General features: G+C 60.1%; 17 protein-coding genes and 1 tRNA gene. 4 read left to right on the forward strand and 14 right to left on the reverse strand.

The annotated features are described in order from the left end of the window. Positions 1-10: 10 nt before the first annotated feature. Positions 11-487 (forward strand): hypothetical protein, encoded by a 477-nt coding sequence (locus AB6B39_RS10780; protein ID WP_284370505.1) that lies wholly within the window; start codon positions 11-13, stop codon positions 485-487. 101 nt (positions 488-588) lie between these two features. Here AB6B39_RS10780 and AB6B39_RS10785 read toward each other — a convergent pair whose 3' ends face one another. The 6 genes from AB6B39_RS10785 to AB6B39_RS10810 form a co-directional block, all read right to left on the reverse strand. Next, complete coding sequence (locus AB6B39_RS10785; protein ID WP_284370503.1) at positions 589-1,335, reverse strand: cell wall hydrolase; 747 nt, start codon at positions 1,333-1,335, stop codon at positions 589-591. A 261-nt stretch (positions 1,336-1,596) separates the two neighbouring features. Next, entirely contained in the window at positions 1,597-4,248 is a 2,652-nt protein-coding gene (gene ppdK, locus AB6B39_RS10790; RefSeq protein WP_284370501.1) for a pyruvate, phosphate dikinase, read from the reverse strand. A 130-nt stretch (positions 4,249-4,378) separates the two neighbouring features. Beyond that, a complete protein-coding gene (gene glyS, locus AB6B39_RS10795; protein ID WP_371398569.1) occupies positions 4,379-6,592 on the reverse strand; it encodes a glycine--tRNA ligase subunit beta in 2,214 nt (737 codons plus the stop codon). Next, positions 6,592-7,029, reverse strand: coding sequence for a hypothetical protein (locus AB6B39_RS10800; protein WP_284370497.1), 438 nt, complete (start codon positions 7,027-7,029; stop codon positions 6,592-6,594). The genes glyS and AB6B39_RS10800 overlap by 1 nt, the downstream gene beginning before the upstream one ends. Beyond that, positions 7,026-7,925: a glycine--tRNA ligase subunit alpha gene (locus AB6B39_RS10805; RefSeq protein ID WP_284370495.1), complete on the reverse strand. Its 900-nt coding sequence runs from the start codon at positions 7,923-7,925 to the stop codon at positions 7,026-7,028. Before AB6B39_RS10805 ends, AB6B39_RS10800 begins: the two co-directional genes overlap by 4 nt. A gap of 111 nt (positions 7,926-8,036) precedes the next feature. Further along, positions 8,037-8,255 (reverse strand): DUF2007 domain-containing protein, encoded by a 219-nt coding sequence (locus AB6B39_RS10810; RefSeq protein ID WP_371398570.1) that lies wholly within the window; start codon positions 8,253-8,255, stop codon positions 8,037-8,039. 119 nt (positions 8,256-8,374) lie between these two features. Between AB6B39_RS10810 and AB6B39_RS10815 the strand changes: the two genes are divergently transcribed. Further along, entirely contained in the window at positions 8,375-9,388 is a 1,014-nt protein-coding gene (locus AB6B39_RS10815; protein WP_371398571.1) for a polyprenyl synthetase family protein, read from the forward strand. Here AB6B39_RS10815 and AB6B39_RS10820 read toward each other — a convergent pair. The 4 genes from AB6B39_RS10820 to AB6B39_RS10835 all read right to left on the reverse strand — a co-directional run bounded on the left by AB6B39_RS10820 (position 9,385) and on the right by AB6B39_RS10835 (position 14,766). Further along, positions 9,385-10,443 (reverse strand): glycosyltransferase family 4 protein, encoded by a 1,059-nt coding sequence (locus AB6B39_RS10820; protein WP_284370489.1) that lies wholly within the window; start codon positions 10,441-10,443, stop codon positions 9,385-9,387. The genes AB6B39_RS10815 and AB6B39_RS10820 overlap by 4 nt on opposite strands. Next, positions 10,440-11,258: a 4-(cytidine 5'-diphospho)-2-C-methyl-D-erythritol kinase gene (locus tag AB6B39_RS10825; protein ID WP_284370487.1), complete on the reverse strand. Its 819-nt coding sequence runs from the start codon at positions 11,256-11,258 to the stop codon at positions 10,440-10,442. Before AB6B39_RS10825 ends, AB6B39_RS10820 begins: the two co-directional genes overlap by 4 nt. 24 nt (positions 11,259-11,282) lie before the next feature. Next, positions 11,283-12,989 carry a tetratricopeptide repeat protein gene (locus AB6B39_RS10830; protein ID WP_284370486.1) on the reverse strand — a complete coding sequence of 569 codons (1,707 nt, stop codon included), beginning with the start codon at positions 12,987-12,989 and terminating at the stop codon, positions 11,283-11,285. A 91-nt stretch (positions 12,990-13,080) separates the two neighbouring features. Continuing rightward, a complete protein-coding gene (locus AB6B39_RS10835) occupies positions 13,081-14,766 on the reverse strand; it encodes an electron transfer flavoprotein-ubiquinone oxidoreductase (protein ID WP_284370484.1) in 1,686 nt (561 codons plus the stop codon). A gap of 105 nt (positions 14,767-14,871) precedes the next feature. Between AB6B39_RS10835 and rimK the strand changes: the two genes are divergently transcribed. Together rimK and AB6B39_RS10845 are read left to right on the forward strand one after the other, a co-directional pair. Continuing rightward, positions 14,872-16,272, forward strand: coding sequence for a 30S ribosomal protein S6--L-glutamate ligase (rimK, locus tag AB6B39_RS10840; protein WP_371398572.1), 1,401 nt, complete (start codon positions 14,872-14,874; stop codon positions 16,270-16,272). Positions 16,273-16,322: 50 nt separating this feature from the next. After that, positions 16,323-16,625, forward strand: coding sequence for a YggT family protein (locus AB6B39_RS10845; protein ID WP_284370481.1), 303 nt, complete (start codon positions 16,323-16,325; stop codon positions 16,623-16,625). Between the two features lie 45 nt (positions 16,626-16,670). Here the strand turns inward: AB6B39_RS10845 and AB6B39_RS10850 are convergent, their stop codons facing one another. The 4 genes from AB6B39_RS10850 to AB6B39_RS10865 form a co-directional block, all read right to left on the reverse strand. Further along, the gene (locus tag AB6B39_RS10850; RefSeq protein WP_284370478.1) at positions 16,671-17,939 is read right to left on the reverse strand and encodes a hypothetical protein; all 1,269 of its coding nucleotides are present in this window, start codon (positions 17,937-17,939) and stop codon (positions 16,671-16,673) included. 121 nt (positions 17,940-18,060) lie between these two features. After that, positions 18,061-18,136, reverse strand: a tRNA-Thr gene (locus tag AB6B39_RS10855). A 61-nt stretch (positions 18,137-18,197) separates the two neighbouring features. Beyond that, positions 18,198-19,673: a heme biosynthesis protein HemY gene (locus tag AB6B39_RS10860; protein ID WP_284370477.1), complete on the reverse strand. Its 1,476-nt coding sequence runs from the start codon at positions 19,671-19,673 to the stop codon at positions 18,198-18,200. After that, positions 19,670-20,458 carry a hypothetical protein gene (locus AB6B39_RS10865; protein ID WP_284370475.1) on the reverse strand — a complete coding sequence of 263 codons (789 nt, stop codon included), beginning with the start codon at positions 20,456-20,458 and terminating at the stop codon, positions 19,670-19,672. Before AB6B39_RS10865 ends, AB6B39_RS10860 begins: the two co-directional genes overlap by 4 nt. Positions 20,459-20,464: the final 6 nt, after the last annotated feature.

The following is a 20,464-nucleotide window of genomic DNA, read 5'->3' on the forward strand; positions in this document are numbered from 1 at the left end:
GACAGACATCATGACCAATCCGCTGAAAGAACAAATGCCGACACTCGCGCGCCACGAAGGCGTCTGGGAGGGCGTCTACCGCCATTATGATGCGGACGGCAACAAGACGGATGAGCACAAGTCCAAGCTCGTCTGTCGCTTCCCGGATGAAGGCCACCCCTATCATCAGACGAACTATTATACCTGGGATGATGGCCGTACGGATACGCGTGATTTCCCAGCCACGGTCGAGGGCGGACGTCTTCGCTGGGATAATGAGTTCATTCAGGGCTGGGCTGCGGATGTGCAGCTCGATGATTTCGGGCGGTCCACCATGCTGAACTGGACCCGCACGGGAGAGCCCGATCTTTATCTTTACGAGATGATCCAGATCAGTGACGATGGCCAGAAGCGGGCCCGCGTCTGGCAGTGGTTCAAGAACGACAAGCTGATTTCAAGAACGCTCGTCGATGAGCATAAGGTCAGCGACGACTGGACGGGTCAATAGACCCGGCCCCAACCGCCGCAATCTGGGCTCGATAAGCTCGATCCCAACAAAAAAGGCGCGCTCGAGAGCGCGCCTTTTTCATGTCTGGTTTTGCCGCGCAATCAGCTCGGCGGTGCGGCCCGCAGGGACGCCGTCGCTGTGGGGCGTTCGCGCCATGGGAAGCGGTAGAAAATATGGCTGCCGACCTGACGCGTCTGTTCGAGCGTAGCCGACCAGACAGGTGAAACCTGTGTCGTATGATAATGTGTCGACCGGCCGACCAGACTGCGCGGGGACTGTGTCAGCACGAAACGGGCGACATCCTGTGATTCCGTCCACGATTCGCCTGTCGGGACGCGGTCCATCGATCCGTCGCAAGTAAAGCTGAACTGACAACCTGTCCGGCGTTCGGAGCCCTGATAGACGACACCACAGATGGAATCGGGGAAATGCTTGGATGCAACGCGGTTGCGAATGACCTGGGCCACGGCGACCTGCCCTGAACGGCTCTCAGAACGCGCTTCATAATAGACGGCTTCGGCCAGGCACAGCGCTTCGCGCATTTCGGCATCGCTTTGCAGGCGCAGCGAGCGCGTATCGCGGTCGACATCACCCAGATCGAAATGAACACGCTGCAACGGTGTCTCGACCATGGCGTCGGGGCCGTACAGTTCAGCCAGACGGCGCACGGTCGCACTGTCGCTTGTGGGTTCCGCCACGCGGCGGAAATCCATCGCAGCGTTGGTCAGAACGACCTCTGCGCGCTGGTTGGAGGCCTTGTCGGCCGCAGCAGGCAAGGTGATGGAACCTGCGACAACTGTCGCAAGGCCCAAGGCCCATCCTGCAAAAATCTGACGCTTCGGTCTCATACCGTCGCTCCCTGCAATTTTCGCCGCGGCCTTGCAAGCGACGCGCCGATCCTTTCGGTCTGCGTCAGCTTTGTGAACGAGTGCTGTGACAAACTTGCCACGCCGCTTTGCGAATTAAGGTTAAAATCGAATAAAGCCCGTCATGGGGCGTCTGGCCATCCGTTATCGGTTATGGCCGCTCATTGTTTCGTGAGCACCATATAAGGCCTGATCGCGCAAATGCAAGATCAGCTAACATGCTGTTAGAAAAGGCTTTCTAATTCAGCGCTTCGCGCGAATCGCCGCTTGAGCCGCCGCAAGACGCGCAATCGGCACGCGATAGGGCGAGCAGGACACATAATCGAGCCCGGTTCGTTGGCAGAAGTCGATCGAGGCCGGATCGCCCCCATGTTCGCCGCAAATACCCAGTTTCAGTCCGGATTTCCGGCCTCGCCCGCGTTCCGTCGCGATCTGGATCAGATCGCCGACACCGTCCTGGTCCAGCGTCACGAATGGGTCCTTATCCATGATTCCCGCGCGGACATAGTCCGGCAGGAACTTGCCCGCATCATCACGCGACAGGCCGAACGTCGTCTGGGTCAGATCATTTGTTCCGAAGCTGAAGAAATCGGCAAATTCGGCGATGGCACCGGCCCGCAGAGCCGCCCGTGGCAGTTCGATCATCGTGCCCACTGTATAATCTGATACGCCGATATCCCGCGCGACCGCGTCGATACGCTCGCGCAGAAGCCTCAGCTCGATTTCGCCGCTCACCAGCGGGATCATGATTTCGGCGACAGGCGTCGTTCCCGTCTCCTTCGCCACAAGCGCTTGCGCCTCGAGAATGGCGCGCGCCTGCATTTCATAGATCTCCGGATAGGAAATGCCGAGGCGGCAACCGCGATGACCCAGCATCGGATTGGTCTCTTCCAGCTCCCGCGCCCGGCTCATCAATTCACTGGCCGGCACACCGATGGATTCCGCGACTGCCGCAATATCGGCTTCCGCGTGCGGCAGGAATTCGTGCAAGGGCGGATCCAGCAGTCGGATCGTGCAGGGACGGTCTTCCATGACCCGGAATATGGCAGCGAAGTCGTCGCGCTGTACGGGCAAAATCTTGGCGAGCGCTTCCCGGCGCGCCTCTTCGCTGTCAGCCAGGATCATTTCTCGGAAATGGGCCAGACGATCGGCTTCGAAAAACATGTGCTCGGTCCGGCACAGGCCGATCCCTTCGGCCCCAAAACCCTTGGCCGTCTCGACGTCGAGCGGCGTCTCGGCGTTGGTGCGCACTTGCAGCGTCCGGGCCGCATCGGCCCAACCCATCACCTTGGCGAAATCGCCTGAGAGTTCCGGCTGGATCATCGACACTTCACCGGCGAAGACCTGGCCAGTTGCGCCGTCCACCGTCACGATATCGCCTTGCTTTATCGTGCGGCCTGCGCAGGTGAACTGCCCGGCGGCATAGTCGATCTTGATGTCGCCTGCACCAGAGACGCAGGGCGTGCCCATGCCGCGGGCCACGACGGCTGCGTGAGAGGTCATGCCGCCCCGTGCGGTTACGATGGCTTCGGCAGCATGCATGCCGTGAATATCTTCAGGCGAGGTCTCGACGCGCACCAGAATGACCTTGTGCCCGGCCCTCACCATGGCCTCGGCATCATCCGAGGTGAAGACGACTTCGCCGATCGCCGCGCCCGGAGAGGCTGGCAGGCCGCTGGCGATGATGTCGCGCGACGCGTCCGGGTCCAGCGTCGGGTGCAGAAGCTGATCCAGCGACAACGGATCAACCCGCATCAGGGCTTCATCCGTCGAGATCGAGCCATCCTCGGCCATATCGACGGCGATTTTCAGCGCCGCTCGGGCGGTGCGCTTGCCCGTCCGGGTCTGCAGCATCCAAAGTTTGCCCCGTTCCACGGTGAACTCGATATCCTGCATGTCGCGATAATGGGCTTCAAGGCGAACAAAGACGTCGGCCAACTGCTGATAGACTTCGGGCAGCGCTTCTTCCATGGACGGCGCGTCCTCGCCCATCGACAGACGGGATTCCCGGGTCAAAGTCTGCGGCGTGCGGATGCCTGCGACCACATCCTCGCCCTGTGCATTGATCAGAAATTCGCCGTAATAGCGGTTCTCGCCCGTCGACGGATCGCGGGTGAACGCCACGCCGGTGGCGGACGTGTCGCCCATATTGCCGAACACCATGGCCTGCACATTAACGGCAGTGCCCCAGGCGGCGGGGATGTCGTTCAGGCGGCGATAGACGACGGCTCGTTCATTCATCCAGCTACCGAAGACGGCATCGACGGCGCCTTGCAACTGTTCGCGCGCATCCTGCGGGAAGTCTCGGCCCAGCGCGTCGCGCACAGCGGCCTTATACTGTTCGATGACACCGGCCCAGTCATCCGCCGTCATCTCCGTATCGTTGCGATAGCCCGCATCGAGCTTCGCATCTTCGAGAATGTCTTCGAATGTGTGGTGATGCACGCCCATCACGACATCGGAATACATGGTGATGAAGCGGCGATAACTATCCAGCGCGAAGCGGCGATCCCCTGACAGCTCTGCCAGCCCCGCGACCGTTTCGTCGTTCAGGCCAAGGTTCAATACCGTATCCATCATACCGGGCATGGAGGCGCGCGCGCCCGATCGGACCGAGACGAGCAGCGGATTAGTCGGATCACCGAACGTCTTGCCGGTCAGCGCCTCGATATGGCTGAGCCCGGTCTCGATCTGATCGTTCATATCGTCCGGATAGGTCTCGTCATGATCATAGTACCAGGTGCAGACATCGGTCGTCAGGGTGAAGCCCGGCGGCACGGGCAGGCCGAGGCTGGCCATTTCGGCCAGATTGGCACCCTTCCCGCCCAGCAGGTTCTTCATCGACGTATCGCCTTCGGAAGAGCCACCGCCGAACTTGTAAACCCACTGGTTCATCGATTGAAATCCCTTGTCGCGCTGCACCGGATCAACTCTCCGTCGCAATCGTTACAGCCCAATAGGCCAGCCCCACCGCACCGCAAGTCTGACAGCGTTGTCAAAGAGGACAGTAGCAGCAAGCGATAAATCATCCATCAAGGCGCGAGAAATCGGCGATACCATGGAATGTCTCCACGATCGCGGACAGCAGAGCCAGCCGCCGTGCGCGCTCATCCGCATCGTCCGAATTGACGACAACGTTTTCGAAGAAGGCATCGATGGGCTCGCGCAGGTCCGCCAGCGCGGAGAGAGCGGCAGGGTAGTCGGCGGCGTCGAGGGCGACATCAATGGCTGGCCGTGTCTCGGCGAGAGCCCTTTGAAGCCCTGTCGCATCATCAGCAGTAAAACCAGAGAGCGTGTCGAAATCGGTGAGATCAAGATCACCCTTCTTCTGCTCCGCCCGCAAAATATTCGCCGCACGCTTATAGCCCTGCACAAGGTCTTCGCCGTCCTTGTCGGACAGAAACGCGCCCAGCGCCTCCACCCGCTGCGCAATCGCCAGCAGATCATCCTCGCCCTGCGCAATCACCGCGTCGATCACATCATGGCGGTGGCCTTGGTCACGAAGGTAGACGCGCAGGCGATCGAGGAGGAAGGAGAGCAACTCATTTGTTTCGATTAAATCTTCAAACCCACCTATTGATAGTATTCCCCCATCTCTGGAATCTACAGCTTTCGTAGCCCCTTGAAAACGTAAGGATGCTTCGGTGGAATCTACTCCAAGTCTCTTAACGTCTTCGATTTTTTGAAGATGCTCCAAACGCTCTTCATAGTATTTTTCGGTTTCGATGAAGTCGTGGTGCCAAAAGAGCAATTTTTGCAGGCCTAAACGTAGTCGATTTTCCGATAAGGTCCGGATCACACCCAACGCAGCTCGGCGCAACGCATAGGGATCCTTGCTCCCCGTTGGCTTCTCACCAATCGCCCAGAATCCGACCAGCGTGTCGATCTTGTCCGCGAGCGCCACGGCGACTGCAATCGGCTCGTTTGGCACGGCATCACTTGGCCCCTGCGGCTTGTAGTGATCTTCAATCGCGACGGCGATTTTGGGGTCGCCGCCTTCGGCTTCATACATCCAGCGACCGACCTTGCCCTGTAGCGAGGTGGCTTCGATCACGGTCTGGGTGACGAGGTCGCATTTGGCGAGGCGGGCCGCCTTTTCGGCCAAAATCGGATTGGCCCCGACATGCGGCGCGATTTCCTTTGCGAGGGCGGCGACGCGTTCGGCCTTGTCACGCACGGAACCGAGCTTCTTGTGGAAGACCACCTCGTCCAGCTGATCGTAATAATCCTGCAGCTTTTTCTTCCGGTCTTCCTCCTGGAAGAAGCGTGCATCCGCTAGACGGGCAGAAATCACCTTGGCGTTGCCCGCCTTGATCGTCGCGCCCTGATCCGGCGTCTCCAGATTGGCGATGATGACGAAATGCGCGGCCAGCTTGCCCGTCTTCGGGTCGCGCACCGTGAAGGTTTTCTGATGACTTTTGAGCGTCAGGCGGATCACCTCGTCCGGCAGTTCGAGAAAATCCGGATCCATGTCGCCCAGAAGCGCCACCGGCCATTCGACCAGCCCGGCCACTTCGTCGAGCAGTCCGGCATCGTCGACCAGTTCCAGCCCGACCTCTGAGCACACGGCGCTCGCCTGCTCCAGGATGAGAGCCTTGCGCTGTTCGCGGTCCAGATAGACGCGCCCCTCGCCTTCCAGCTGCGCACGATAGTCCGCAAGCGAGGTGACGGTAAACGGCCCGGGCCCCATCTGGCGATGCCCGTGAACCTGATCATCGGACGTGATGCCGCCAACGGTGATTCCATCGACACTCTTACCGTCCAGCAGGACCGTCAGACCGCGCAACGGACGCACCCAGCGGAAATCGCTATCGCCGGATTTCATGCTTTTCGGCCAGGGGAAGTCCCCCATCACAGCGGGTATCGCCTCGCGCAGAATATCGACCGTCTCACGGCCTTCAGAGCGGATCACGGCGACATAGAAATCGCCCTTCTTGTCCGTGCGGATTTCGGCCTCGGAAATATCGCTGATCCCGGCCCCGCGCATGAAGCCTTCAATGGCTTTTTCGTGGCTTCCGACACGCGGGCCCTTGCGGTCTTCCGAGACATCCGGCGACCGCGTCTCGACATCCGTCACATAAGTCAATCGGCGCGGCCCGGTCAGGACGGTGCTGTCCCCTGGTGACAGGCCTGCCTCTTTCAACGCGCTGTCCATCAGGCGGACAAGGTCGCCTCCCGCCCGCACCTGCATGCGCGCCGGGATTTCCTCGCAGAAGATTTCAAAAAGCAGTTCGGCCATCAGACGCGGCATTCCCCGTAAATATCGGCGCTGGTCGAAAGCTCCGAACTGTCGAGCATGAGTGTCAGTGACCCGTCATAACCGGCGCTGCCCGCATCCGTGCCTGTCGGCTCGGCTTGCAGACGGACTTTCCAATTCAGATAATCCAGCACGTCATAGGTGACGTCGAGCGGCTCGCCGGCAAAATCAGGCACGTCGCGCGGGATCAGCTTGAGCAGTTCCCCCTTGAACTGAACATAGGCGATATGGTCGACATCATCCTCGCGTGTGGCAAACATATACTGATCCTGCGACGCGTCCCCATCGGCGAAGAACATGCAGGCCGCATCCGCGACCCGGGTCGCCGCAAACGGCTCGAACATGCCCGGCGTGTCATCTGCAGGCGGCTGGCAGGCCGTGAGACCGGCCATGGCAGCGATAATCAGGAACCCCCTCACGCCGCCCTCGCCTTCTCGCCCTCGACCCAGGCGCTGGCGCAGGCTTTGGCGAGGTCGCGGACGCGCTTGATATATTCCTGACGCTGGGTCGGCGAGACGACGCCGCGCGCATCGAGAATGTTGAAATTATGCGAGGCCTTGAGCGCATGCTCATAGGCTGGCAGCGGCAGCGGCTCCGGCAGGGCCAGCAGGGCTTGGCACTCGGCTTCGGCCATGCGGAAGCGCTCCAGCACATTATCCGTGTCGGCATGTTCGAAATTATAGGTGCTCTGCTCCACCTCGTTGCGGTGGAACACGTCGCCATAGCTCAGGCTGGTCGGCAGGCCGGGCGCGTTGAATGGCAAGTCATAGACATTGTCGACGCCGAATACATACATTGCGAGACGTTCCAGCCCGTAGGTCAACTCGCCGGAGACGAGGTCCACATCCAGACCGCCGACCTGCTGGAAATAGGTGTACTGGCTGACTTCCATTCCGTCGCACCAGACTTCCCAGCCCAGCCCCCAGGCTCCGACGGTCGGGTTTTCCCAGTCATCTTCGACAAAGCGGATATCGTGCAGCGTGCGGTCGATGCCGATGGCGTCGAGACTGCCGAGATAGCGTTCCTGCAGATCGACCGGGTTCGGCTTCATGATGACCTGGAACTGATAGTAATGCTGCAGCCGGTTGGGGTTCTCGCCGTAACGGCCATCGGCGGGACGCCGTGACGGCTGCACATAGGCGACGTTCCACGGCTTCGGGCCGAGCGAGCGCAGCACGGTCGCCGGATGCAATGTTCCAGCCCCGACTTCCGTATCGAAAGGCTGCAGGATCGCGCAGCCCTGGCCGGACCAGTAGGCCTGCAGCCGCAAAATCAGATCCTGAAAGGAGTCGGGTCTGTTGACAGAGTTCGCCATGGCGGCGGCTTTACGCCGTTACGCGCGAGTTTCAAGCATGGTTGGCGGATGAAACGACAGAGGTGATCCGCTCCATACGAGATTGCGGCTCAGCCTGTGCGGGCGGGCAGCTCAGACTTCCAGCTCTTTGGCGATACCGGCATCGGTCAGGATGTCGCGCGCTTCAGCCACATCCTCTTTCAGGACCATCACCCGTTTCGGGATCATGATACCGGGTTCCAGCACACTCATATTCTGGTCCATGACATAACATTCGATCTCTGCATCGCGCAGAACCGCCTGTGCAAAGGCAATCGTGGCCGGGTCGGTCGTGACTATCAAAGCTATCATACGTCTCACGTCTGCCATGTACGGCGCTTTTGCAAGCCTGTGTCCCGTCACGCTTTGTCACTTGTGCGCGAGTGGTCACGCACCTAACTAGCGGGTCAGACTTTGAAGGACGCAATCCGTTGAACGCCCCGGCACAGATACAAAGCGACGACGCGCTGTCACCGGCCCAGACCCTGTGGTCGATGAATGCCGACGATATGGCTGCAGTCGATGCAATCATTCTCGAACGGATGCATTCGCCCGTCGGCCTGATCCCCGATCTGGCGGACCATCTGGTCGGTGCCGGTGGAAAACGCCTGCGTCCGCTGCTGACGGTCGCGACCGCGCAACTCTGTGGCTATACGGGCAACGCGCATCATAAACTGGCCGCCGCCGTCGAATTCATTCATTCCGCAACCCTTCTCCATGATGATGTAGTCGACGAGTCGGATCTGCGCCGGGGAAAGAAACCCGCCAATCTGATCTGGGGTAACAGCGCCTCCATTCTGGTCGGCGACTTCCTCTTTGCCCGCGCTTTCAACCTGATGGTCGAAACAGGATCGATGGACGCACTCGGCATCCTGTCCAACGCCGCCTCCGTCATTGCCGAAGGCGAGGTGCAGCAGCTGGCCGCCCTCCGCAACATCGTAATGACCGAAGCGGAGTATATGGACGTCATCAAGGCCAAGACGGCGGCGCTGTTCGCGGCGGCAACCGAAGTGTCACCCGTCATTGCTGAACTGGATGATGACCGCCGCGCAGCCTTGCAAACCTATGGCCTGAAACTCGGCCTGGCGTTTCAGTTGATCGACGATGTGCTGGATTATGGCGGACAGCAGGCCGCGCTCGGCAAATCGGTCGGCGATGATTTCCGCGAAGGCAAGATGACCCTGCCCGTCATTCGTACACTGACCCGGGCCGATGCGGCTGAAATCGCCTTCTGGCGCAAGGTCATCGTCGAGCGCGATCAGGACGATCTCGATCTGCAGCGCGCCGTCTCCTATGTCCGCAAGTCCGGCGCGCTCGAAGAAACCGTACAGATGGCGCGGCGCTTCTCGGTCGAAGCAATCGAAGCGCTCGACATGTTCGAAAAAACGCCGCTGCGGGACTGCCTGCAGAATCTGGCCGCTTTCGTCGTCTCGCGCGCTTCCTAGCGCGGCAAGGTCGCCGACCGCATGATGTAGAGACAGGCGAATAGTCCGGACAGCAAGGCCAGTCCCGACAGAGAGCCCAATGTGCCATTGCCGAAGCTGAAGTGAACCAGTCCGGCCATGATCAGCATCATCGCCCCATAGATTAACGTCACACTGACATGACCGCCGCGATGGCGTGACCAACGCTGATAGATGTGGGTGTTGTGCGGTTCCAGCAGACCAATGCCCTTGAGCGGTTTGCGCAGAAGCGTGATCAGCACATCCGTCAGAAGAGGCAGGATCAGCAGCGGCCCGGCATAGAGCAACCGCAATTCCGGCTGTTCATGGACCAGAAACAGCACCGATCCCGCATAGAGAAACGCAACGCTGAGCGATCCACAATCCCCGGAGAAGACAGCCGCTTTCGGTCTCAGATTATAAGGCAGAAAGCCCAGCAATGCCGCGCAGAGCGTACCCGTCAGCAGCGCCGTGACAGGCGCGCTCACCTTGATGGCCAGCAGACAGAGCGCGCCCGAAGCGATCGCCATGGACAGGCCGAACAGGCCGTTGATGCCGTCCATGAAATTCACACCATTGGTCACTGTGAAAAGCCACAAAATGGTCCCGGCCAGCCCGGACCACCAGAGCAGATAGATATGGTCGCCCCGGAAAGGCAGCATGGTGACGGAGCCGAGCGCATCCGCCGCCAAGGCACAGGAGATCAGGAGAAGTCCGAATTTCAGCTTCGACGGCAGCACATAACGGTCATCCAGCAGACCAAGAAATGACACGCCGAATGCCAGGGACATCAGGGTTGCCAGCTTTTCCGTGCTGCCGGGCTGGGCCAATAAGGAGTCGGCATAAAACAGACCCGCGGTCAGGATGGCAGCGCCGATCCCCGCGACCAGTCCGAGCCCGCCAGCCGTCGGTGTCAGGCGGGCATGGCTGGAGCGATGATCCGGCACATCGCCCAATCCGCCCAGACGCGCAAAGCCTGTTACGCCCAGCGAGACGAAAAACGCCATACCGCCAATCTGCAGCGCCATGATCATATCAGCAGCTACGCCAAAATTCACGCCGGATCACCCAACCGGGTTGCGACCGACCACCATCCACGCGCTGACAGGACTTTGGCAGCAGCTTGCGCGGCTGCGTCCGTATCGAACAGGCCAAATACGCTCGCGCCCGATCCGCTCATGCGAGCAAGTTGACATCCCGGCTGATCGGCAATGGCTGCAATCACGATTTCGATGATCGGCACATCGGCAATCGCCACGGGTTGAAGATCATTCCTCCCGGACAACGCTCTGTCCAGCAAGGACCCCGTCTGCGCTGTCGATACAGGCTCGGCGGCACGCGGCGCAGCATCGAAGCGCGAAAAGACCCTTGCTGTCGAGACAGCAATACCTGGATTGACCAGAACCGCCGGAACCTGCCCCAGTCCGGGCACAGCTGTTACGCGCTCTCCGATCCCGCGCATCATCGCCGTTCTGGAAAGGCGGCAGACAGGAATATCGGCTCCGATCCGGGCGCCGTCGACCTGATTGTTCGGATCGAACATCCGCAGAACCGCAGCCGCATTGGCCGACCCGCCGCCCAGACCTGCTGATACCGGCAGACACTTCGTCAGCCGTACACGCTGCGGTGGCGCGTCACAGGCGGTGAGTGTACGCAGGATCAGATTGTCTGTATCCGCGGACAGGCCGCAGCTGAAGGGTCCGTCTATCTCCAGCATTGACGCCTCGGACGGCTCGAACCGGATCGCGTCACCCATATCGGCGAACACGACCAGACTGTCGACGGGATGGTAGCCCGCCCGATCACCGGACGCGATGGCAGCCCCGACATGCAGTGTCAGATTGACCTTTGCCGGACAGAGCACCTCAACCATCTATTCGCCCCGCGAAAGGTGGGTTCAACTGGCCGGAACGGCGTCGACGCCTGCATCCAGCTTAGCCTGAATGGCGACACGCTCTTCATCGGTCGGATCATATTCCAGGGCGCGCTGCCACTGATAGGTGGCTTCGCGCTTGCGACCCAGCCGCCAGTACGCATCACCCAGATGATCGATGATGGTCGCCGAATAAGGCGTCAGGAGAACGGCCGTCTCCAGATGCGTCTTGGCTTCCGCATAGCGACCGAGCTTGTAGTGCGCCCAGCCGAGACTGTCGACGATCGCGCCGGATTCAGGTTCCAGTTCGACAGCCCGTTCGATCAGGGTGAAGGCCTCATCAAGATGCTCGCCGCGATCCACCCAAGTATAGCCAAGATAGTTCAGCGTCTGCGAATCGTCCGGCTGATAGTCGAGCACGCGCTTGAAATCGGCTTCCGCTTCCGACCAGCGATCCAGCCGTTCGAAAATAATCCCCCGCAGGCGCAGTGGCTCAGGATTGATGCGGAGCTCATCCGAACTCAGACTTTCCACCAAGGCGTCATAGAAGGGCAGAGCCTCTGCCCACTGTTCACGGAAGAACCGGGCGCGACCCAGAACTTCGCGCGTGAAATAGGACGGGTGGCTTTCGGCGAGCGCTTCGAGAATGACCAGCGCCCGTTCGTCTTCTTCCTGGTCGAAATAGATGTTGGCAACGCTCATCTGCGCATTGACGAAATAGGAGCTCCGCTCATCGATGGACTGATAGAGTTCCAGCACGTCGTCGCGTGTCCCGGGATCGATATCCGGATGTGTCTCCTCGATTAGACCGCCCAGCCACAAGGCCGACAAGTCGTAATCCGGATCGATCCAGCGTGAGAATCGCAGGAACGTCTCCGCTCCGTCCGCGCTCTTGCGGCGAACGAAAAATCCGAAGGCCGGCTCCGTCAGCGCGCGGGCCGCTTGCGCTTTCTCCGACAGGCGCGGCAGACGTTTGCCCGCATCCAGACGGCGCAGATAGGCGCCGGCGGGACCGATATCAGCCCGACCATTATCCGCGATCGCAGCCTTCAGCCGCGCTTTCGCACCCTGAACGTCACCGGATGCCGCCTCGAATCGCGCACGCGCCAGCGTATATTCCTGCGGCGCGACACCTGACGCCGCAACAAGATCGAAAGCCTTGCGCGCTTCGCTCATATTGCCCTGCTGCGCTTCCATCTTGGCGATCTGCAGCTGTCCGAGCGCGCCGAAATAGGCGGAATCGCCCATATCGCCGAACACCTCGCGCGCACGCGCATATTTGCCTTCATCGACAAGCGTCCAGCCCAGCACGATCTTCATCGCCTGACCCATGGTAAAATCCGCCGTCGGTTTGGTCGCAAACTTGCGCACTCGCGCGGTTCGCCCCCGCGCGAAGGCATCGACACTCATGATGGCGCGGGCCATGCTTTCATCTGGATCGGTTTCCAGAATGCGGGCCGCCGTCTCGCGGGCCAGCGCCTGATCCCCTGCAAATAGTGCGGAATAAAGTGCCAGGCGACCGATCCGGATATCGTCAGGGGCGAGGACGAAAGCGTCCTGATAGAAACGCGACTGGGCCTTGGGATCGTTCAGATAGCGCGCATAGCTGCCCGCCAGATAGTCGCCCAATATGCGCGCCCGCTCCGTCCGCAGATCCGGCTCGGCAGATCGTGCTGACGAAATCGGCAGACAGGTCAGGCATGCGGCCAGTAGAAGAGAACGAAGCATCATGTCACGGCCCTACCAGCTTTGCTGTCCGGCTGACAGCGACGTTGTCTTTACCATTCCGTCAGGCTGCGGACTTTGTCCTGAGGCCGCAACCCTACATGCCCGCATAGTTCGGGCCGCCGCCACCTTCCGGCACCGTCCAGAGAATGTTCTCTGACGGATCCTTGATGTCGCAGGTCTTGCAGTGGATGCAGTTCTGCGCATTAATGACGAATTTCGGCCCTTCATTGCCTTCAACCACGACTTCATAGACCCCGGCCGGACAATAGCGCTGCGCGGGTTCGTTGAACTCCGGCAGATTGACATCGATCGGCACGCTTGGGTCCAGCAGCTTGAGATGGCTCGGCTGGTTCTCGCCATGATATGTATTGGTGAAGCTGACATTGGTCAGCCTGTCGAAGGACAGCACGCCGTCGGGTTTCGGATATTCGATGACCTTGTGCTTGGCCGCTTTCTGAGTCGATTTCGCATCGTTCTTCTTGTGGCTCAGCGTGCCGAACGGGCTGAATTTGAACAGAGTCTGCAGCCACATATCGACACCGCCCATCAACATGCCGCCGAGAAACGGACCAAAACGCCCATTCAGCGCCGCGACATTGCGAACAGGTTTGAGGTCCGCCCCGATGTCGCCATTGTGGATTTCGTTATCATAGTCGGAAAGCGTATCAGCCGACCGGCCCGCACGCAGCGCGCGGTCCGCCGCTTCAGCCGCCGCAACGCCCGACAGCATGGCGTTGTGATTGCCCTTGATCCGCGGCAGATTGACCAGACCGACCGAACAGCCGAGCAATGCCCCGCCGGGGAACGCCGCTTGGGGAATTGACTGATAGCCACCCTTGGTCACGACACGCGCACCATAGGAAATACGTTTCCCGCCTTTCAGCACGTCCGCAATGTCCGGATGATGCTTCCAGCGTTGGAATTCCATATAGGGATAAACGTGCGGATTTTCGTAGTTCAGATCGACGATCATGCCGAGATAAACTTGATTGTTTTCCGCATGATAGAGGAATGATCCGCCGCCTCTTTTCAGACCAAGCGGCCAGCCCGTCGAGTGATAGACCTTGCCTGCATCATGCTTGGCGGGATCGATTTCCCAGACTTCCTTCATGCCCAGACCGAACTTCTGCGGGTCTGCCCCGTCGCGGAGATTGAAGGTCTTCATCGCAATCTGGGACAGCGATCCCCGCGCCCCTTCGGCCAGAAACACATATTTGCCGTGCAATTCCATGCCGGGTTCGTAGTTCGGCCCTTTGGAGCCGTCTTTTTCATAGCCGAACTCACCCGCAATCACGCCTTTCAGGCTGCCATCTTCGCGGTAGATCAGCTCCGAACAGGCCATGCCCGGGAAGACCTCGACGCCGAGCGCCTCGGCTTGATCGCCCATCCAGCGCGCGACGGCGCCCATGGAGACGACATATTTGCCGTGATTGCTCATCAGGGGCGGCATGATGATGTTCGGAAGCTGCAAGCCCCCCGATTTACCCAGCACGGCCAGATGATCGGACGTCACCAGCTGTTTGACCGGACAGGACGCATCGTCTCGGAAGTCGGGAAACAGCCGTTCCAGACCAATCGGGTCAAGTACGGCCCCCGACAGAATGTGCGCGCCCACTTCCGAGCCTTTTTCCAGCAGGACCACGGATGTCTCGGGATTGAGCTGTTTAAGCCGGATGGCCGCAGACAGGCCCGCCGGGCCAGCGCCGACGATAACCACATCATATTCCATGCTTTCGCGCATGACCGGATCGATTGTGTCACTCATTTCGTTATTGACCATGAAAAGCCTAGTCCCGCTTCCGGTTGTTTTTCTTTGTGCAGGCTGGACTACTGCGTAATAGGCCGCGCGACAAGCTGTGCGATACCGCATGAAATGAGGACTTGAATGACCAACGCCCCGATTGAGCCGACCAAGTTTCGTTTAGGCTGGGAAGAATGGCTGGCCCTGCCGGATCTCGGACTACCCGCCATCAAGGCGAAGATCGATACGGGCGCCAAGACATCCGCTCTGCACGCTGTCCGGGTCGAACCTTTTGGCTCGGAAGCCAAGCCGCAAGTCCGCTTCATCATGCATCCGGATCCCGATGATCCGACCATCGAGGTCGTCTGTTCCGCACGGGTCAAGGATCGCCGCTCCGTCACCTCGTCAAACGGGCAGACCGAACTGCGCTACATCATTCAGGCCAATGCCACGATCGGCGACAAGACCATGCCTATCGATATCAGCCTGACCAATCGCGAGACTATGGGCTACCGCATGCTGCTGGGGCGTTCTGCCATCGATGACGGCATGATCGTCAGCCCGACGGAAAGTTTCCTGCAGGGTCAGCTCTCCTATTCCGTCTACAAGAAACGCCGGAAGTCCTCGGTCAAGCAGCGCCCCTTGCGGATCGGCATCCTGACGCAGAGCCCGTCAAACTACTCGAATCGCCGCATGATCGAAGCCGCAGAATCGCGCGGCCATACGATCGACTGCATCTATACGTCGCGCTGCTATATGGCGATCAATGCGCACAAGCCGGAAGTCCATTATGACGGCAAACCGCTGGAACGTTATGATGCGATCATTCCGCGGATCGGCGCATCGCTGACATTTTACGGTATGGCCGTCGTCCGTCAGTTCGAAGCCATGGGCGTCTATGTGCTGAACCGCGCCAATTCGATCGGCAAGTCACGCGATAAGCTGCTAGCCCACCAGCTGCTGGGTCAGCATGGTCTAGGCATGCCGGCCACAGCCTTTGCCAAAAGCTCGCGCGACACGAAAGGCATTCTCGATCTGGTCGGCGGCAGCCCCGCCGTCGTCAAATTGCTGGAATCAACCCAAGGCCGTGGCGTCGTTCTCGCCGAAACACGCAAGTCGGCGTCCGCGCTGATCGATGCCTTCCGGGGGCTGGACGCTCACTTTCTGGTGCAGGAATTCGTCAAGGAAGCGGCTGGCAGCGACATTCGCTGCTTCGTCGTCAATGGCAAGGTTGTCGGATCCATGATGCGGACCGCCGCGCCTGGGGATTTCCGCTCCAACGTCCATCAGGGCGGCTCGGTCAAGACCGTGCGGCTGACCCGCGACGAGCGCCGCGCCGCTATCCGCGCCGCGAAAATTCTCAAGCTGGACGTTTCCGGTGTCGATATTCTGCGGTCGGACTCAGGCCCGAAGATATTGGAGGTGAACTCGTCGCCCGGACTTCAGGGCATTGAGCAGGCCACCGGTAAGGATATTGCCGGGTCTATCATCGAGTGTATCGAAGCGAACGTTCCGACCATCTATCGCGTCGGGCAGAAGGGTTAGGGCGGTAATCCCTGCTTGATCGCAATGCACGGCCTAGCTAGGCGGCAGTCATGACATTCGCACAGTCCATACTTGCCATGATCATCATGCCGATCCTGAGTGTGATCGTCTGGTTGATCATCATCGAAATCATTCTCGGCTGGGTAATCGCCTTCGGCATTGCCGATCGCGGCGGCATGGTCGCACAGATCCGCTACGGTCTGTCGCGTTTCACGGACCCGATTCTCGATCCATTTCGCCGCATCATCCCGCCCATGGGCGGGCTCGACCTGTCGCCCATTGCCGCGATCCTGCTGATCGGCTGGTTCAACCAGTATGTGCTGGGTCAGATCGTCATGCGAATGCTGGGCTGAGCGATCGGCTGCACGCCGCTATCGTTATTGCCGCAGCGCCCTGATTTACTGTAAACCCTGACTGGCAATCGTGAAGAGCCGATCATAGCCGCCAGCTGAGAGACCGCCAACCAGTAGCGCATAATCATAGCCGTAGATCATCTTGCTAACCGACGGTTCGACCTTGATGTTACCGGCATAGAGATCGTCGCGAAGGGCCCGAAGATCGACCAGAACGGTTGCGTCCGGATCCGCGACGCTGTCGAAAATATCGTAATCATCATTGTCGGTAATCGAATAGGACACGCCCGGACGGTTTACCGCCAGGATCGTCATGAAAACGGCGTCGCTACCCTCTAGCGTCGCGAGTCCGTCCATTGCATTGCCCAAAGTCGACAGGCGATTAGGCGAATGTCCGTTCGACACATGCCAGCCGCCCATCTTGACGATCGCCTTGGATCGCATGTCGCCGTCGCCGGCCAAATGCTGCGACAGATTATGTTTCATCAGCTCTTCGCGTTCGGCATTGTTCGAATAGCCCCACGCTGCACCGCCATGATCGATTTCGTAGTCGCGAATGTTCGAGCGGCTGATCATCAGGGTCTTGGCGAGCTTCGCCAGTTCAACCTGTTCCGACGCGGCCAGCTTTTCCAAGATCGCATCGAACTGCGCATTGTCCTGCGTCATGAAGCGACGTTGCGGCGCACCCTGTGGGTCGCTGAGAATATCGATGGCGCCATTATGTGCGGCTGCCATGTCGAGCGCTTCGGATACGAGTGCTGCCTCTGCACCATCTTCGGTGATCTCCGCCATGACTTTGAGCGAAGGCATCACGCCCAGCGCCCGGTCGACACCCCACAGATTCGGCAGACCGCCCATGTCGCTGCGCGCTACATCGTAGATCAGGTCGAGTTCGCTATCGGTGAAAAAGTGGAGCGAAAAATAATTCTGCGCCGCGAAGCCGAAAAATGTGTCCCGGTCCAGCACTTCAGCCATGGCTTCGAGCTGAGATACGAGCACAGGATCCTGTTCGATAACCAGACGATTAACGCCCGCCTCTCGCGAGAAATGGTTGTAGGCCCATCCTGTGAACGCATTCACATCACGCATATTATGCGGCTCGGCAATCAGTAGATAGCGCGCATCATCCATATCGCTGCTCAGACGCGCGACACCCGCGCCGCTCCAGACATCTCCGTCCCGGTCCATCGCGAAACTGTTCGCAGCGACAAGTGCCGCCCCGCGCGAGAGCTCAGGAGCGGCTTCGTCCTGTGCAAGGGCTGGCTGCGTCGCCAATAGCGACATCGCAGATAAGAGTAAGCTCAAACGCATCATCGTCCCGTCTCCCGTCAACGAACAGGCGACACCTTAGGCGCGGTCGGTCGGCTGTCAAATCTGAGCTGCACGACAGAAACAGACCTGTATTGTGCGCTCGCAGAAGACGATATCGCCAGGCTGGTGCCGCATGGGTGACTTGAACACCCGACCCCCACATTACGAATGTGATGCTCTACCAGCTGAGCTAATGCGGCACGGCAGCCTTGGCGAGGCGGCGCTATAGCGACCTGCTCAAAGGCCTGCAAGTCGCATTCGTCAGTCTCGCTCCGTTTCGCCCGACCCGTCAAGCAGATCGTCGAAGCGGCGGGCCAGATCGTCATCCTCATCATCCTGAGCTGACTCGTCAGGCCCTGCCAGACGCAGCGGGTCGCGCTCAGGATCAGGGGTTGGACGGCGGACGGCCTTGCTACGGTCGCCGCGCGGATGAACCAGCTCTCCCGTATCGCCGAAGGAGAAAATCAGACGTCGCCAATCCTGCGGTTCATAATCGAACCCGGGTCCGTCCGGATCGAGATCGGACCAGTCACGCTCATGCGCGGCGGTTGCGGCGCGTTCGGTCCAGAGCGCCGCGTCGACCCGGTTGCCCAGCACGCGTTCGGCTTCGGCAGCGAGCAGGCAGAGCCGCGCCGTCGGCGTCTCTTCTTCCAGCATAGGCGACAGGATGGAGAGCGCTTCGACCGGATCTCCGGCGCGCAGATAATGGGATACACGCAGCAGGCGTGCTTCGCGGTGATCGGGCTCCGGTGCGATGAAGCGGTCGATGCGTCCGCCCTGCGTTTCAACGCTCTCCCCTGGATAGAGGTCAAGATAGGCGATCGCCAAGGCCGGGTGAGGATGGCTCGCCCAGGCCCGTTCCAGCAATGACGCCGCCTTTTTCTGTCCACCTGCGCGCGCCAGCTCATAGGCCGCAATCACGGCTGCGGGAGCGAAGTCGGCTGCATGTTTCAACGCAGCCTGCGCCAGCTGCAAGGCCTTGTCATGCTGCCCATTGTCGAGCCAGTAATCCGCCTCAGCCGTCAGCAGCACGGCCTTACGACGATCATATAGACTGCCATCGACATGTTTGGCTGCCCTGCCCTTGTCCAACGCGTCGCGAGCTTCGGTCCAGCGATAATCTGCAACCAATGCCTTGAACAGCGTATCGAACGCCCAGCGTGCCCGTGGATTCTGATCGAAGGCGTCGCGCGCCGCCTCGACGGCACCTGGAAGATCGCCGGTGGCCAGTTTGGATTGCGCCAGACCGCGCTGCGCCGTCGGGCGTGTCTTGTCGCTATCCATCATCGCCGTATAATGCGCCACGGCTTCTTCATGGTCGCCGCAAGCTTCTGCTGCGGTCGCGCTGATAATCCGACCCAGATCCGTTGATCCGGTCAGATCCCTGACGCGCGCAGACGCTTTACGCGCGCGGTCCATGTCGCCTTCCGCACCAGCGATCAGCGCATCTTCCATCGCATCGATGGCGCGGTTGCGCTTACGCATCCCGACCCCGGATTTCAGTCTGCGTGGCAGCCGCCAGATCCACAGTAAGACCGACCAAAGCGTGATGGTTGCGACGATGAAGGCCGTACCGAACAGGATAACGGCCTGCCAGGTTAGCTCCATGGGGGGCAAGGCGAAAGGCGGCTTGCCCGAAGTAGAGCTGAGCAACAGCGTTGCATCGTCACCGACATAGAGCAGCATGGCCGCCAGCAGGACGATAAACACCAGAAACGCGACGAGATATTTCATCATGGCAGGGCGTCCTCCATATCGGCGCGCCAGCCGCGCGCCAATGATTGCAGCCGGGGCGGCAGGCGGTCGAATTTGTTCAGCGCCGCCTGCGCCTTACCGTTAGCCAGATCGGTTTCAATACCCGCAATCAAAGTTTCGGGATCGTTCGAGCCTTTCAGACGCACATGACGCGAAAAAGTTCGGCGGAAAAATCCACTGCCCGACAGCTGCTGCGCGCCCTCACGGAGGCGATCGGCGGGAAAACGCGGCAGGCTGTCCGGGTCGATGGCAGCGATGTCGCTGACTGCAACCGTCGGCGATCCTGCGCTGATCCTTGCATCCAGCGTTGCAACCAATGTTTCGAGCGCAGCAATGCGCGTATTGAGCGCATCAATATCCGGCATCTCAGGCATATCCGGAATTTCGAACCCGTCCGCCTGCAAGGCTTCGAGACGGGCGACGATTTCTTCGTTGAGCGGATCGACCACAGGCCGGGCCTCCAGCGCCGCAATGCGCCGCGTCACGGGACCGAGGTCCACCGTCGGGGCCGCGACGGGTTCCTGCGTCTGCAAGGACGCCAATTCCGTTCGCAGCGTCTCGATCTCGGCTTCGAGCGGTGCGATATTCATGTCCGCAGGGCGCAGATACCAGCTCACACCCATGGCGATCACGAAACCCAGCAGAAGCCCCCCGCCCAGGAAAAACGGCCAGAGCGGACGCCGCGCATGCATCGCCAAAGGCGCGGTGTCACTGAAATCATCCGGTTCGTCCGGTGTCAGAACGATGATGTCATCAGAGTCGGTCACGTCCTT

This window comes from Algimonas porphyrae (genome assembly GCF_041429795.1).
GTDB lineage: Bacteria > Pseudomonadota > Alphaproteobacteria > Caulobacterales > Maricaulaceae > Litorimonas > Litorimonas porphyrae.